This is a genomic window from Micromonospora ureilytica, assembly GCF_015751765.1.
In the GTDB taxonomy this organism is placed as follows: Bacteria; Actinomycetota; Actinomycetes; order Mycobacteriales; family Micromonosporaceae; genus Micromonospora; species Micromonospora ureilytica.
This window is the reverse complement of record NZ_JADOTX010000001.1, coordinates 6,202,906-6,217,772: the sequence shown is the minus strand read 5'-3', so window position 1 is coordinate 6,217,772 and position 14,867 is coordinate 6,202,906. Positions and strand designations below refer to the sequence as shown.

Sequence of the window (14,867 nt, the reverse complement as noted above, 5' to 3'; positions counted from 1 at the left end):
TCAGCCCTTCATGGCCACGGCCGGCGGCGCGGTCTCGTCACCGGTGAGGCTCTTCTGCGCGGTCGCGGTGAAGGTGGTGCCGCTGCCGGTCAGCTTCGCCTGGAACATCGGCTGGAGCAGCGCGTGGTCGGCGGCCCGGATGGTCATCTTGCCCTTGACCCCGTCGAAGCTCCAGCCCTCCAGGGCGGTGACCATCTTGTCGACGTCGTCCCCACCGTCCTGCGCGGCGCGGACCACCATCTGCGCGGCGGCGAAACCGTCCGGGTGGAACAGGTCGATGGTGTTGACCTTAGCCTTCAGTGCCTTACTGGCCTCGGTGTCGCTGGCACCGTCGAAGTAGTGCGACAGGAAGGAGATCTTCGCGCCGGCGGCACCGAAGGTCGGCCACGAGGCACGGATGTCCAGGCCGGTGACGACGGTGGTGGACGAGAGCACGCCCTGCTGGTCGAGGGTCTGCCACATGGCCGGGGCGGTCGTGCCCGCCCACGCCACGAAGAGCAGGTCCGGCTTGGCGGCCTTGATCTGGCTGGCGAACGGGGTGAACTCGGTGGCACTGGCCGGGGCCCGGACACTGCTCACTGTCGCGCCCGCGGTGCCGATGACGGCCTTGACGGCCGCCTCGTTGGCGTCGCCGAACGCGCCGTCCTGGGCGAAGACCACTACCTTCTTGCCGGTCGGGTCGCCGATGAACGACTTGGCGGTCACCACGTCCTGGTAGGACTGCCGACCGGAGCGGAACGTGTACTTGTTCGCGCCGGTCACCGCGTCCGTGGCGGCCGGGCCGGAGATGAACAGGACCTTGTTCTGCGCCGCGATCGGCGCCACCTGGAGCGCCACACCGGAGGCGGTGGAGCCGGCGATGATCTTCGTGCCCTTGCCGATCAGGTCCTTCGCCGCGGAGACCGCCTTGGCCGGGTCGCCCGCGTCGTCGACCTCGGTCACCTCGATCTTCCGGTCACCGACCTTGCCGGTGCCCTGGGTGGCGAAGTCCAGCCCCGCCTTGAACCCCTCGATGTACTGCTTTCCGTAGCTGGCCAGAGCTCCCGACTGGGAGTACACCAGGCCGACCTTGACCGGTGCGGCGCTGTCGCCGCCGCCGGTGGCGGTGTCCTGCGGGCTACCACAGGCCGTGGCGGCCAGCGCCGCGGCCATCATCGTGGCGGCGGAGAGGAACACCCGCCGCGTCGTCCGGACCGTCATTGCGACTCCACATGAGGACTCGGAGGGAGAGAACTTCTTCGTGACGGCTCACGCTAGAAGTGACGTCACCCACGAGCTATGTGGCGGAAACACACAAGTAACAGGATTGAGGTGGCCGGAGGTTACAGCGGGCCGCACCACCAGCCGGGAGCCCACGCTTTCGATGGCCCGAACCCCCACGGACCACCCGAGCCGTGTGTCGCCCCGCACCATTCGCCCGGTTCGGTCAACCGCAGGGCCCGTCGTGGGCAGCCGCACGCGGGCAGCGCCGGCGACCGTCGAGCAAGCTGTCACAGAAGACCCGATGACGTACGCACTGAGCGTCCTCCTCGGACACCGTCGTCTCGGCCCGATCGACGTCGGCGAGGAAACCCAGCGCCCGAGTGATCACCCGAGCGAACCGCAGCGCCCCCGGCAGGTCTGCCGCAACCACCGGCAGGTGCACCACGAAACGCTCTCTCTCCATGCGCACAGCCATCACCCTCGACTCGTCAACCTGGTGGGCGGTCCGGTGTGCCGGTAGGGGACGCCCACCGGACCGCCCGGCCCCACGCCCGCAGCCCTCATCGGTGGCGGTACGAACGCGGAGCCCACCTCACGCCCACGCCCCGAGGGTTTGCCGAACCAACCGGAGCCGGACATCAGCAACCTACCCCAAATGCTTGTGTAGGTCGACCCTGCGAAGCAGCGACACCACAGCCTGTTGCAGTAACTGGTGTAGGCCGGCATGATCGAAGACGCCGAACCGACCGGAGTCCTCACCATGCCCACAGCAGAAGCCCCATATCGCCGCATCGCCAACGAGATCGCCGCGAAGATCAAGAGCGGCGAGCTGAAGCCGGGCGACAAGCTGCCCTCCACCCGGGAACTCGCCGAGGCCCACGCTGTGCACATGAACACGGCCTCGCGGGCGCTCTCCCTGCTGCACGACCGCGAGCTGATCACCGGCCAGCCCGGCCGCGGCACGTACGTCGCTGAACACTCACGCGACTGACTCATTCCACTGTCAGATCAAGGACACGCCGCTCGCCCCCGCCGCCACCTGCCAACCGTTAGGACTGGTGAGCGGCATGGCGCTCTCCCGTGCACCGCTCCGCCTGATTGACAGGACAGAAGCTAGGCACACCGTCCGCTACCTTCGCATCACCATTGGTGATGCTTGCAAGGAGGCGCGGTGTCGGCCAACGACGACTTCTTCCGGTCCCGTAAAGCCGCAGCAGTACTCAAGCACGGGATCTTGAAGCGCTACCCGGTCGTCTTCGCATCCAAGACCGGCCAAGGTAAACCGGTCGTCTTCCTCGACGGCTACGCGGGACGAGGCGAGTACGAGGAGGAAGGGGAGGAAGGGTCACCGCTGCTGCTGTCGCGGTGCGCCGACACGGTCGGGAGCTTTCGCAACGTATTGCTCTTCTTCGTCGAGAAAGATCCTTCCCACTACGCGAATCTTCAGCGGGTTCTGCAGCAGCGTGGGGGCTCAACGAGGCGCATCCTCCGGCAGGGCGACGTGGCAGATCATCTGCCTGAGGTGTCGACGCCGCGTGAAAACTGACCCCGTGGTTCCGGTTGAATCTTGACCACCTCCGGAAGCATCGGGAGGTGCTGAGCGTGGAGGACTGGGCAGAGATCCGTCGGTTGCACCGGGCGGAGGGGATGGCGATCAAGGCCATCGCTCGTCGGCTTGAGGTCTCGCGGAACACGGTGCGGAAGGCCTTGGCCAGTCATGAGCCGCCTCGTTATCAGCGGGCGGTGAAGGGCTCGATCGTGGATGCGGTGGAGCCGCAGATCCGGGTGTTGTTGGCGGAGTTCCCGGACATGCCGACGACGGTGATCATGGAGCGGGTCGGGTGGACTCGGGGCAAGACGGTGTTCGCCGATCGGGTGCAGCAGCTGCGGCCGTTGTTCCGCCGTCCCGACCCCAGTCAGCGGACGGATTATTTGCCGGGGGAGTTGGCGCAGTGTGATCTGTGGTTCCCGCCGGCGGACGTGCCGTTGGGCTTTGGGCAGGTCGGCAGGCCGCCGGTGTTGGTGATGGTGTGCGGCTACTCGCGGTGGTTGTCAGCGGTGATGATCCCGAGCAGGCAGTCGCCGGATCTGCTGGCCGGGCACTGGACGTTGATCTCAGGCTGGGGACGGGTGCCCAAGGCGTTGGTGTGGGACAACGAGTCCGCGGTCGGGCAGTGGCGGGCGGGCCGGCCGCAGTTGACCGAGACTATGAACGCTTTCCGCGGGACCCTGGGCATCAAGGTGATCCAGTGCCGGCCGGCGGATCCGGAGGCCAAGGGTCTGGTCGAGAGAGCCAACGGCTATCTGGAGACGTCGTTTCTGCCGGGGCGCCGGTTCGGCTCAGCACATGACTTCAACGCCCAGCTGACCAACTGGTTGGCGCGGGCGAATAACCGCCAGCACCGGGTGTTGGGCTGCCGCCCGGTGGACCGGTGGGACGCCGACCGGGCCGCGATGCTGTCACTGCCGCCGGTCGCGCCGGTGGTCGGCTGGCGACAGGCCACCCGCTTGCCACGTGATCATTACGTCCGGTTGGACGCCAACGACTATTCCGTGCACCCGTCGGTCGTTGGCCGACGCGTCGAGGTCACCGCCGACGGCGACCAGGTCCAGGTGTCCTGCGACGGCCGGTTGGTCGCCCAGCATGAGCGTTGTTGGGCCGGACATCAGACGATCACCGACCCGGTCCACCGCCAAGCGGCGGCTGACTTGCGTGCCGCCGCCCAGCACACCCCGGTGCCGGCCGTCGATGCTCAGGTCGAGCGTCGAGCGTTGAGTGACTACGACCGGATGTTCGGCCTGGACGAGGTGGCCGCCTGATGGCCACCAAAACCAGCAACCGCAACGTGTCCTCCGAGATCGCGTTCCTCACCCGCGCACTGAAAGCGCCCTCCTTGGCTGCGTCGGTCGATCGTCTGGGCGAGCGGGCTCGGGCGGAGTCGTGGACGCATGAGGAGTTCCTCGCCGCCTGCCTGCAACGCGAGGTCGCCGCCCGCGAGGCCCACGGCGGTGAGGGACGCATCCGCGCAGCCCGCTTCCCGGCCCGCAAGAGCCTGGAAGAGTTCGACTTCGAGCACCAACGCTCCCTCAAACGGGAGACCATCGGACACCTCGGAACCCTGGACTTCGTGGCGTCGAAAGAGAACGTCGTCTTCTTGGGCCCGCCCGGCACCGGCAAGACCCACCTGTCCATCGGCCTCGGGATCCGGGCCTGCCAGGCCGGGCACCGGGTCGCGTTCGCCACCGCCGCCCAATGGGTGTCCCGCCTCGCCGACGCCCACCACGCCGGGCGCCTGCAAGACGAACTGGTCAAACTCGGCCGGATCCCGCTGCTGATCGTCGACGAGGTCGGCTACATCCCCTTCGAAGCCGAAGCCGCGAACCTGTTCTTTCAGCTGGTCTCCAACCGCTACGAGCGCGCCAGCCTCATCGTCACCTCGAACAAGCCCTTCGGCAGATGGGGCGAAGTCTTCGGCGATGACGTCGTCGCCGCAGCCATGATCGACCGCCTCGTCCACCACGCAGAAGTCGTCTCCATGAAGGGCGACAGCTACCGGCTCAAAGACCGCGACCTCGGCCGCGTCCCCGCAGCCATCAAGACCAACGACTGAACATCAACAAGAAGCGAGGGGGTCAAAATTCGGCCGGAACGGAGGGGTCAACTTTCAGCCGGCGTTGACATGAGGTCCTCTCGGTCGCTCGTCAAGCGTCACTCTTTGCCTTCCTCGACCCCTTCGGCCTTGCGCTCGATTTCGGACTGGTGCGCTCAGGGCTCCTCGGCCGACCGCCCTCTCCGCCGACGGAGGTTCTCCTTCACTTCAGCGTCTCCGCCATTGCCAGGATGGGGCGAGCGGTTCAAGTGGCGCGCTCCCGAGGTGACCGGCTGCCTCCTGCGGAGCAGAAAACGGCCGATCACCTCACGAGGTTTCTCGGCGATGACTGGTGGCAGGACCACTTCGCTCGGATCAACCGCGAGGGAGATGAGGAGACTGCAACCGAGGTAGCTCTCAAAGTCGGCGAGGAGTACGAGAAACGGCTGACTACGGGAACGACCTACAGCGCGATCACGATGCCGGTCCGACCACGACCGGAACTCTCGCCAAAGTATGTGCTGATGCTGTTCACGAGGCACACAGAAGGCGCATGGCACTTCGCCGACGCCCTCGGGCAAGCAGGCGTGGACCTCGAGGAAGCCCGCTACAACAACCAGATGAGTCAGGACACATTATTCGGATCACTTGCGTTCGATCGCCATGCATTCGTGAGCAGCGCACTACCGCGCGTGGCACGGGTTGTTGAGCAGAACATTGTTCGGCTGTTGCGGGAATCAAACAGCGTCCAGCTCGCGGAGCGGGTGTCTGAGGTTTACCGGGGGGTGCTCGGCCAAGCGTGGACGCGGCATGCGCGACACGCAGTCAAGTCGTTGCACCGGCAAGGGCTCATCGACCACAACGGCGTCGGCGATTTCTGGAAGGAGCCCATCCGGCGACGTTGAGAGGCTGAACCTCGACAGAGCGCCGACCGGCTGCCATTAGGCGGCAGCGGGCAGGCGAGGCGTTGGCATCTCATCCCAGGTGCGACCGTCGAGCAGGCGCCCTCCGGCCTTGGGTGTGCGACCGCCCCACTGCTTGAAAAAGAAGGCGGTCCCTGCCTGGTCGCACTGGTCACGCAGATCAGTGACCCAGGATCGGTCCACCGTGCGACAGCCTTGGCCCGACTCGCCACCCGCGATCAACCAGTCCATCCCAGCGAGGTTGAGACGCGGCAATGGACCAAGCAAGGGTTCCGCCGAGATGAAGCGAACCGCTGCTGGCACCTGCCGGAGGCAGTCGATCCGACTCCGATGGCTCTCGTCTTCGACGCTCACACCCATCCAAACGTTGGTGGGCCAGTCAAGGTGATGCGCCAGTTTGGCAAGCCGAGACGCGCGCTTCGTCAGCACCTGGAAGGTGTGGCGGGGCGTCTCGCGCATCACCTCAAAAACTTGCTGCACGTACTCGAGGGGAACCCTCGCGTGGAACAAGTCCGACATCGAGTTAACAAAGACTGTCCGGGGATCACGCCAGCGCCGCGGTATGTCAAGCGCGTCAGGGTGGAGCGCGATCCCGAAACCCGGCCCAGACGTGCGAGGGTCACCGTCAGTCTGATACTTGGCTGAGCCCATGGCCTTCAGACGCTTGGCGAGAGTCAACGCATAGCAGTTGTCGCAGCCCGACGAGATGCGGTCACAACCTGTGGTGGGGTTCCAGGTTGCTTCCGTCCACTCGATGGCGCTTTTGTCCGCCATGCGCCCCTCCTTCCGCTCGTCGCGCCAATACTGTCGAACAACCGTACGCATGGGAAGGGTTGCGCGGCGTGTCGGCCGGTTGAGTTCGCCGGGCACAGGGATAGCACCCCGCGTCGGTCTACAGGTCGGTGGCGGCCAATTGGGCAGCCAGCGGCACTGGTCCGTTGGGCCGCCTCTTCGACGACCAACTGGCGAAGACCGCTGCGGTATCCCTGATGCTGCTGCCTCAACCCGCCCCGAGGCAGCAGCATCAGTGAAATTGCTGCCACTCTCCCGCCGCCTCTGCAAGATCGTGCTCAATCATGGATGTAGTGGCCTCGGTCGCTTAGTGACACCACTACAACCTGGATCGAGCGCGATCGTGCGACGGACCCGCCCGGACGTGCCGCTGGCCCGCCTTCCGGGTGGCGGAAGGCGGGCCAGCGTGTGGGCCGGGCGCGTGTCGGCCCGGCGGTCGGCTCGAAGCGGATCAGCTCCGGGCCGGGGTCTGGGTCAAAGGCCGGCGCGGGCGGCGACGGCAGTGTCCGGGTGGTCGCTGAAGACACCGTCGAGGCCCAGGCCAAGGAAGAGCTCGTACTCGGCGGTGATGTCGCCGCGCGCGTTCGGGTCGGTGCCGATCCGGAAGTCCACCGGGAGGAACTGGTTCTCGGCGCGGAACGTCCAGGAGTGCACGAGCAGGTGCTCCCGGTGCGCGTCGCGTACCACGTTGGTGGGGGCGAGCAGGGCGCCGACGGCGTTCCGAGGAACGATCAGGTTCTTGTTCGCGCCGATGCCGTCGGCGTACCCGGCGATCCACTTCAGCCCGGCCGGCGTGGCCAGATCCAGGTAGGTGCGGGCGTCACCGGCGACTGTGAAGTCGTAGGGGCGGCCGGCCGCGTCGAGCAGTTGGACCAGCTTCACCTCGGTCAACCGACTCAGGCGGCGCAGGTTGGCCGTCTCGAACGACTGGATGAAGACCGGCGAGTTCTTCCGGTCCAGCTTGTTCTGCCGCAGCACGCGGAGCAGCGGCTCCTCCAACGGCAGTTTGATCGAGGCGAAGTAGCTCGGGTGCTTGGTCTCCGGGTAGATGCCGATGGTGCGGCCCCGTGCCCGCCCCTCGGTCCGGGCCAGGTCGATGACCTCCTGGAGGGTGGGCACCTCGAAGCGGCCGTCGAAGGCGGTGTTCGCGACGCGTACCTGTGGCAGCCGCTCCTTGGCACGCAGTGTCTTCAGCTCCGCGAGCGTGAAGTCCTCGGTGAACCAACCGGTCACCGCGACGCCGTCGATGGTCTTCGTCGTCTTCCGGGCCGCGAACTCCGGGCGGGTCGACACGTCGGTGGTGCCGGAGATCTCGTTCTCGTGCCGGGCGACCAGCACGCCGTCGGAGGTGGAGACCAGGTCCGGCTCGATGTAGTCGGCACCCATCCGGATCGCCAACCGGTACGCCTCCAGCGTGTGCTCCGGGCGGTAGCCGCTGGCGCCACGGTGGCCGATCACGATTGGCCGGTCGTTCGCACGGGTGCGGTCGGCGGTCGCGGCCGGCTCGGCCGTGGCCATGGTCGGCAGGGCCACGGCGGCAGCGAGCAGAGCGCTGGCCACGCCGAGGGTCGAGAGGGTACGTCGCAACGCCGTCTCCTGTCATCGATGGTCCGGATAAGCAGACCGTCCGCGATTTGCCAGGAGTTGGTCGATGGCTGGCCGGCAGATGAACCTCCGGAATGCCCGTTCCCACTCCAGGGTCGCGGGCGGACAGGAAGATTGTCTGGTGCGCCGGTTTTTCCGCAATCCCGTGCGGCTGGTGCCGTTCGCGTTCCTGGTGCCGATCCTGCTCGGTACCGGGTTGCTCATGGCGCGCTGGGCGACCGCCGAACACGAACGGCCACCCGTGGTCACCGCCCTCTTCACCGCCACCTCGGCCGTGTCGGTCACCGGCATGGCGATCACCGACACGCCGAACTACTGGTCCGGCTGGGGACTGCTGGTGATCACCCTGCTCACCCAGCTCGGCGGCCTCGGCATCCTCACCGTCGCGGCGTTGGTCATCCTGGTGGTCTCCAGTCAGCTCGGGCTCCGCAACCGGTTGCTGGTGCAGGCCGAGACGGCGGAGTTCGGCATCGGCGAGGTGGGCCGGTTGCTCCGCCGGATCGCGCTGACCGTCTTCGCCTGCGAGGCGGTGATGACCGCGCTGATCGCCGGGCGGCTCTGGCTGGCCTACGACTATCCGTTCGGGCGGGCCCTCTGGTCGGGTGCCTTCCACGCCGTGCAGGGCTTCAACAACGGTGGCTTCGCGCTCTACACCGACGGTCTGCTCGCCTTCAGCCGTGACCCGTGGGTGTCGCTGCCCCTGGCGATCGGCGCGATCATCGGCGGTCTCGGGTTTCCCGCGTTGTTCGAGGCGGTCCGCGAGTGGCGCCAGCCGGCGCACTGGGCGGTGGCGACGAAGTTGACCATCTGGGGCAGCGCGGCGCTGCTGCTGGTCGGCTTCGCCGGGCTGCTCGCCGCCGAGTGGACAAACGCGGGCACGATCGGCCAGTACGACGTACCGGGAAAGCTCCTCGCGTCGTTCACTCAGATCGCGCTGAGCCGCACCGGTGGCTTCAGCGTCCTGAACATCGCCGACCTCCAGGAGGAGAGCTATCCCCTGCTGATCGTGCTGATGTTCATCGGCGGCGGCAGCGCCAGCACGGCGGGTGGCATCAAGGTCTCCACGTTCTTCCTGCTGGCGTTCACCATCTGGGCCGAGTTGCGGGGTGAGCCCGACGTGACGATCGGGCACCGGCGGGTGGCCACCGCCAGCCAGCGGCAGGCGGTCACCGTCGCGCTGCTCAGCGTCGCGTTGGTGGCGGCCGGAACCATGCTGTTGCTGCTGCTCACCGAGGGCGTCCGCTTCGTCGCGGCCCTGTTCGAGATCACCTCGGCGTTCAGCACCACCGGTCTGACCATTGGTCTGGCCGCCGAACTGCCGGCCGGCGGCCAACTCGCGCTGACCGTGCTCATGTTCATCGGCCGGGTCGGGACGCTCACCCTGGGGTCGGCGATCGCCCTGAACACCCGGCGCCGGCTCTACCGCTACCCCCAGGAGCAACCCATTGTCGGCTAGTAGCAGGGAGGGCCGAGGTGTCGGCTAGACGGGCGGACAGCGGCGGCATCGTGGTGATCGGGTTGGGTCGGTTCGGTTGTCACCTGGCCGGGTCGCTGACCCGGATGAACCGCGAGGTGTTGGCCATCGAGCGCAGCCCGACGAAGGTGCAGCGCTGGTCGGCCGTGCTGGACCGGGTGGTTCAGGCGGACGCGACCGAGGAGGGGGCGCTGCGGCAGCTGGGCATCACCAGTTTCGGACGGGCGGTGGTGGCCATCGGGGCCTCGGTGGAGGCGAGTGTGCTGACCGTGTTGGCGCTGGTCGAGCTGGGTGTGCCCCAGATCTGGGCTCGGGCCACCTCGCAGAAGCACGCCAAGATCCTGGCGTCGGTGGGCGCGCACCACGTGATCTTCCCGGAGGCGGAGACCGGGGACCGGGTCGCGCACCTGATCGTGAGCCGGTTGCTCGACTTCATCGAGTTCGACGATGACTTCGCCATCGCCACCGTCCGGGTGCCGGAGTCCCTGGTCGGGCGCACGCTGCTCGACCTGAGACCGGAGGAGCGTTACGGGGTACGCGTGGTCGGCGCCAAGCTGCCGGGCGAACGCTTCCGGTACACCTCCGACGACACGGCGCTCCCCCAGGGCGGGGTGCTCATCGTCGAGGGTGGGATCGACCAGGTGCAGCGGTTCGCGGGGATGCGCTGATCCACGACCCGCCAGCCGAGCAGCGGAACGTTCAGCGCGTCTCATTGCAACGAGACAGCCTCTTACTTCTTACGGTGACCACCCGGTCCCTTGGTCACCTTCCCGCTTTTCCCGGACCACCACCCGCGGCCTTCGGCTGCGCGGGAGCCTTGGGAGGCTTCGGCGGCTTGGCCTTCGCCGCGCCGCCACCCGAACCGGAGCCGCTCGGCACCTTCGCGGCCTTGGGCGGTGCCTTCGTCGTGGCGGCCTTGCCCGGCGGGGCCGTGGACGGCGCACTGCCGGCGACCCCGGACACCCGAACCCCGCAGGTCGCCTCGCCGAGCCGGAACTCGACAGGCAACGGGTTCGCCCCGGTGTACTTACCCGTGAGGGTCACCTTCTCGGCCCCACCGGGGGCCAGCGTGGTGCGCTGGGCCGCCGGCCGGATCAGCACCGTGCTCCCCTGCTGGTGCACCGGCGCAGGCTCCGACTTCGTCACCTTCTGCTGGCCGGGGAAGGTGAAGCTCATCGTCCAGTCCCGCAGCTCACGGCCACCGGTGTTGGTCAGGGTCAGCTCGGCGGCGAACTCGGTGCCGGAGTCGGTGCGCAGCGCGTACGCCACCTCGCAGGGCGCCGCCGCCGGCAGGCCCATCCGAGCCTCGGTCGTCGGCCGGTCCCCGCCGCTGGCCGGGCTGCGTGAGGTGAACCCCCACATCGCCCCGGTGACCGCGATCAGCCCGACGGCGGCCACGCCGGCCTCCACCCGCCGACGCCGGGTCACCCGCTGCCTCGTCCGACGATCCCGGCTGCGGGTCCGCGACAACGGCAACGCGTCGGTCGCCGCCGACCAGGGCAGGATCGTGGTGCGCGCACTGCCGAGCATGGCCGCGTCCAGGGGTCCGGCGGCCGGGGAGACCGGCACCGCCGCGAGCATGCCGGCCGCCTCGGCGAGCGTCCGGGTCAGCTCGGCGGTGGCCGGCCGGTCCGCGGGCCGCTTGGCCAGGCAGCGTCCGACCAGCTCGGCCACCCCGTCGGGCAGACCCGGGACGGTGGGCATCGGCTCCGGGTCGTTGTACATGTGGGCGCGCAGCATCTGGGTGGTCGTGCTGGCCAGCCACGGCAGTCGGCCGGTGAGCATCCGGTAGAGCAGCAGCCCCACCGCGTACACGTCGGTGGCCGGGGAGACCTGGCCGTTGTCCAGCCGCTCCGGGGCGAGGTAGGCGGGAGTGCCCAACAGCGCGCCGTCCGGCCCCTTCTCGCTCTCCCCGACGAGCGCGGAGATACCGAAGTCGACCACCTTGACGCCGGTCGAGGTGAGCATGACGTTGCCCGGGGTGACGTCGCGGTGCACAACCCCACGGGCGTGCGCGGTGGCCAGCGCCGAGCTGACCTCGGCGCCGATGGTCACCGCCTCCCGCCACGGCAGTCGGCTCTCCCGGCCCAACCGGCTGGCCAGCGAAGCACCGTCGACCAGCTCCATCACCACGTACGGCACGGTCAGACCGACCTGCTCGGACTCGCCGTAGTCGTACACGTTCGTGATGTTGGGGTGGCAGAGCCGCGCGGCGGCCTGCGCCTCGATCCGGATGCGGTGGCGGAAGGCCCGGTCGCTGGCCAGGCGGGAGGCCAGCACCTTCACCGCGACCTGGCGGCCGAGCACCTCGTCGTAGCCACGCCAGACCACCGACATCCCGCCCGCGCCGAGTTGCTCGATCAGCCGGTACCGCTCATCGAGCAACTGCGCGCCGTTTCGGTCCCCACCACCCATGGTGAGCGTTGTTGCCCAGGAACAGCCCGCCTACACCTGGAGTATCGGAATCGGTCAGGATTGTCACCCGTTCAGGGCGTGCCTAGGCGGTGGCCAGCAGTTGGTCCACCGGGGCGTAGTCGTCGGTCAACACCATCGCCCCGCCCACGAAGTCCGTCAGCGCCGCGCCGGAGAGCAGGCTGACCCTCGGGTCCACCTCGGCCAGCCGGGCGCGGACGGCCTCCAGTGGCAGCGGAGCGTCGGAGCCGACGATGAGGAAGTTGGCGCCCTGCTCCTCGGCGAGCGCCTCCGGCGGCGCGATCAACGCGACGTGCCCGAACTCGGCGGCCACAGTGGCCAGCTCGGCGCGGATGAACCGCAGCGGCGGGTAGTCGATGACGTTCTGCACGTACACGCCGCCGGGGCGGGTCACCCGCCGGACGTCGGCGGCCATCTCCCGGGTGGCCAGGTGCCAGGGCACCACCAGGTGCCCGAACGCATCACCGACCACCAGGTCGCGGCTGTCGGTCGGCTCGCCGGCGACAAGCATCCGAGCGTCACCCACCACAGCCCGCAGCTCCGGCCCCGGCCGTACGCCCAGCTCCTGCTCGCCCAACTCGACCAGCCCGCCGTCGATCTCGAACACCAGGTTGTCGGTGCCCGGTCGGGTGGCGGTCAGGTAACGCGGCACGGTGAACCCGCCGCCGCCCAGGTGCAGCGCGTCCAGGCGCTGACCGGCCGGCGCGGCGACGTCGGCGACCGCGCCGATCCACTTCGTGTACGCGTACTCCAGGTGTTTCGGGTCGGTGAGGTCCACGTACGAGTGCTGGGCGGAGTTGAGCAGCAGCGTCCGCCCGCTGGGCCGGGAGGGATCCGAGGTGACCCGGGCGCAGTGGTACGCCGTCTCGATGTCGCACGGGTTGGGTGCCACGGTGGTCAGCCCCGCCCCGGCCAGGCCGAGCACGGCCAGCGCGGCCCGAACCCGGGCTGGACCGGGCAGCTCGGTGGGCTCCTGCCGGCGCAGGTACCAGCCGAGGCCGATGCCGACCAGCCCGAGCGCGAGCGCCAGGGCCAGCAGGATGACGGTGCTGCGTAGGGCGGCGACCAGCACGAACCCGGTCAGCAGGGTCGCGGTGATGCCGCCGAGGGTGCCGATCCCGGAGAGTCGACCGACGACCTGGCCGGTGCGGCGCAGGTCGGCGAGCTGGAGTTTCACGACCAACGGGGTGACCGCGGCCAACAGTGCGGCTGGCACGAACACCGCCAGCGCGACCAGCAGCAGGATGCCGCTGGCGGCACCACCCCGCAGCACCTCGCCGGCGTACCTGACGACGGGCAGGGTGATGGCGGTGGCGATGCCGGCCAGCACCAACGCCGGCGCCAGCAGGCCCCGCGGGTTGCGCCGGTCGGCCAGCCAACCGCCGGACCACGCCCCGTACGCGATAGCGGCCAGCGCGATGCCGATCACCGAGCTGGTCACCTGAAGGGTCACCCCGACGTACGGGCCGACCAGGCGCAGCGCGACGGTCTCCAGCACCAGCACGGCACCGCTGGAGAAGAAGACCAGGAAGGCGGCCAGGCCATTGGGCAGCGCCCGGCCGGTGACCGGCACGGGCAGGGCCGGGGAAGCCGGCGGGGCCGCTACGTCGGACGGTGGGGAGCTCATCGTCGCGATGGTACGCAGCGAAGCTGGTGCTTCGGGTCAGTACATCGAGAGATGAACATGGTTCGTGTGGGAGGCCGCCGGGCTGCCGCTACCACTGTACGAGCGCCACCCGGTGCCGGGATGCCAGATCTGCCGGTACCAGATCACGTAGAGCACGCCCAGCCGGTCGGCGTTGCGCACGTGCCAGGCGGCCAGGCTGTCCCCGTACGACTTGTCGCCGCCCGTCGCGTTCTTGTCCTCGAAGCCGTTGGTGGCGGCCGAGAAGTCGCAGGCCCGCCCCTTCGGGTGCTCGCCGCCGCCGCCGCTGCGCTTGCAGGAGACGTGCCGCTTGTAGCCGGCCGCCTGGGTCTGCTTGAGCGCGTTGAGGGTGCGCGGGGTGATGCATCCGGAGGTGGTCGGGTCCTTCACCGAGCAGGATTCCGACGGCCAGGACCCGTCGGAGTTACGCGGCGCCGGCTTCGCCGAGGTGGAGCTGCCGCCGCTGAAACCGTTGCTGCCGCCGGAGCTGACCTCGGCGAGCGCCTCCTCGGCTTCCTTCTTCTTCTTCGCCATCACGGCGAGTTGCTTCTGCTGCTCGCGGACCTCGGCGTCGATGGCGACCTTGGCCTGCTGCGCCTGCTGCCGGGCTGCGGTGAGGTCACGCAGCCGCTTGCTGTCGCGCTGGGCCATCAGGTCGAGGTCGCCCGCGCGTTCCAGGAACGCCTCCGGCGTGGCGGTGTTGAGCAGCATCGAGACCGCGCTCAGCCGACCCACCCGGTACGACTGGGCGGCCACCTCGCCCACCTGGCTGGTGAGCCCGACCAGCCGACCCTCCATCGCCACCAGCTCGCCGGTCAGCGCCGTTTGGCGACGCTTGGAGTTGTCCAGCTTGGCCTTGGCCTCGATGTGCCCCTTGGCGGTCAGCTCCAACGCGTCCTGCAGCTTCTTGCTGCCGCCCTCGCCAGGCTCCGCGTACGCGGGCACGGCAGCACCGCCGAGCACCAACGCGACGGCGGCGAGCACGGCGAACAGAGCGCGGCGACCGAGCCGCGGGCTGAGCCTGGTCCTGGGCACGAAAGCGTCCTTCCGTCGACCGCCGGCCCCCGATGAACACTGCACGGCGACGCCGGTCGGCGGCCTGCTGGCGGAGACCGCCGGTCACGATACCGGACTGTGGGCCGGTGACCAGCCCCCTGACCCCCGGGCCGCCTCGATGTCGACGGAGCGTCCCGACGCGGTCG

Annotated in this window: 14 protein-coding genes; 7 read left to right on the top strand and 7 right to left on the bottom strand. The window is 68.9% G+C overall.

Annotated features, from left to right (window positions below; translation table 11 throughout):
* Together IW248_RS28530 and IW248_RS28525 are read right to left on the bottom strand one after the other, a co-directional pair.
* Positions 1–1,200, bottom strand: coding sequence for a substrate-binding domain-containing protein (locus tag IW248_RS28530; RefSeq protein WP_196929415.1), 1,200 nt, complete (start codon positions 1,198–1,200; stop codon positions 1–3).
* 226 nt (positions 1,201–1,426) lie between these two features.
* Positions 1,427–1,666 carry a hypothetical protein gene (locus IW248_RS28525; RefSeq protein ID WP_196930404.1) on the bottom strand — a complete coding sequence of 80 codons (240 nt, stop codon included), beginning with the start codon at positions 1,664–1,666 and terminating at the stop codon, positions 1,427–1,429.
* 261 nt (positions 1,667–1,927) lie between these two features.
* Here IW248_RS28525 and IW248_RS28520 point away from each other — a divergent pair, with 261 nt between their 5' ends.
* The 5 genes from IW248_RS28520 (at position 1,928) to IW248_RS28500 (ending at position 5,698) form a co-directional block, all read left to right on the top strand.
* A complete protein-coding gene (locus tag IW248_RS28520; protein WP_231396473.1) occupies positions 1,928–2,194 on the top strand; it encodes a GntR family transcriptional regulator in 267 nt (88 codons plus the stop codon).
* A 180-nt stretch (positions 2,195–2,374) separates the two neighbouring features.
* Entirely contained in the window at positions 2,375–2,749 is a 375-nt protein-coding gene (gene tcmP, locus IW248_RS28515; protein ID WP_231396472.1) for a three-Cys-motif partner protein TcmP, read from the top strand.
* Between the two features lie 47 nt (positions 2,750–2,796).
* Positions 2,797–4,023, top strand: coding sequence for an IS21 family transposase (gene istA / locus IW248_RS28510; protein ID WP_196927836.1), 1,227 nt, complete (start codon positions 2,797–2,799; stop codon positions 4,021–4,023).
* On the top strand, positions 4,023–4,814 hold the full coding sequence (istB, locus tag IW248_RS28505) for an IS21-like element helper ATPase IstB (RefSeq protein ID WP_196927835.1): 792 nt from the start codon (positions 4,023–4,025) through the stop codon (positions 4,812–4,814). The genes istA and istB overlap by 1 nt, the downstream gene beginning before the upstream one ends.
* A gap of 248 nt (positions 4,815–5,062) precedes the next feature.
* Complete coding sequence (locus IW248_RS28500) at positions 5,063–5,698, top strand: hypothetical protein (RefSeq protein WP_196929414.1); 636 nt, start codon at positions 5,063–5,065, stop codon at positions 5,696–5,698.
* 36 nt (positions 5,699–5,734) lie between these two features.
* On the opposite strand, the gene IW248_RS28495 is transcribed toward IW248_RS28500, so the two are convergent.
* Together IW248_RS28495 and IW248_RS28490 are read right to left on the bottom strand one after the other, a co-directional pair.
* On the bottom strand, positions 5,735–6,490 hold the full coding sequence (locus tag IW248_RS28495) for a DUF5131 family protein (RefSeq protein ID WP_196929413.1): 756 nt from the start codon (positions 6,488–6,490) through the stop codon (positions 5,735–5,737).
* Between the two features lie 492 nt (positions 6,491–6,982).
* Entirely contained in the window at positions 6,983–8,095 is a 1,113-nt protein-coding gene (locus IW248_RS28490; protein WP_196929412.1) for a glycerophosphodiester phosphodiesterase, read from the bottom strand.
* Positions 8,096–8,234: 139 nt separating this feature from the next.
* On the opposite strand from IW248_RS28490, the gene IW248_RS28485 reads away from it, so the two are divergent.
* Together IW248_RS28485 and IW248_RS28480 are read left to right on the top strand one after the other, a co-directional pair.
* Positions 8,235–9,569: a TrkH family potassium uptake protein gene (locus tag IW248_RS28485; RefSeq protein WP_307788282.1), complete on the top strand. Its 1,335-nt coding sequence runs from the start codon at positions 8,235–8,237 to the stop codon at positions 9,567–9,569.
* A gap of 17 nt (positions 9,570–9,586) precedes the next feature.
* On the top strand, positions 9,587–10,255 hold the full coding sequence (locus tag IW248_RS28480) for a potassium channel family protein (RefSeq protein ID WP_196929411.1): 669 nt from the start codon (positions 9,587–9,589) through the stop codon (positions 10,253–10,255).
* Positions 10,256–10,349: 94 nt separating this feature from the next.
* Here the strand turns inward: IW248_RS28480 and IW248_RS28475 are convergent, their stop codons facing one another.
* The 3 genes from IW248_RS28475 to IW248_RS28465 all read right to left on the bottom strand — a co-directional run bounded on the left by IW248_RS28475 (position 10,350) and on the right by IW248_RS28465 (position 14,700).
* Positions 10,350–12,002 (bottom strand): serine/threonine-protein kinase, encoded by a 1,653-nt coding sequence (locus tag IW248_RS28475; RefSeq protein WP_196929410.1) that lies wholly within the window; start codon positions 12,000–12,002, stop codon positions 10,350–10,352.
* An 82-nt stretch (positions 12,003–12,084) separates the two neighbouring features.
* Complete coding sequence (locus tag IW248_RS28470) at positions 12,085–13,647, bottom strand: fused MFS/spermidine synthase (RefSeq protein ID WP_231396471.1); 1,563 nt, start codon at positions 13,645–13,647, stop codon at positions 12,085–12,087.
* Positions 13,648–13,683: 36 nt separating this feature from the next.
* On the bottom strand, positions 13,684–14,700 hold the full coding sequence (locus tag IW248_RS28465) for a coiled-coil domain-containing protein (RefSeq protein ID WP_196929409.1): 1,017 nt from the start codon (positions 14,698–14,700) through the stop codon (positions 13,684–13,686).
* Positions 14,701–14,867: the final 167 nt, after the last annotated feature.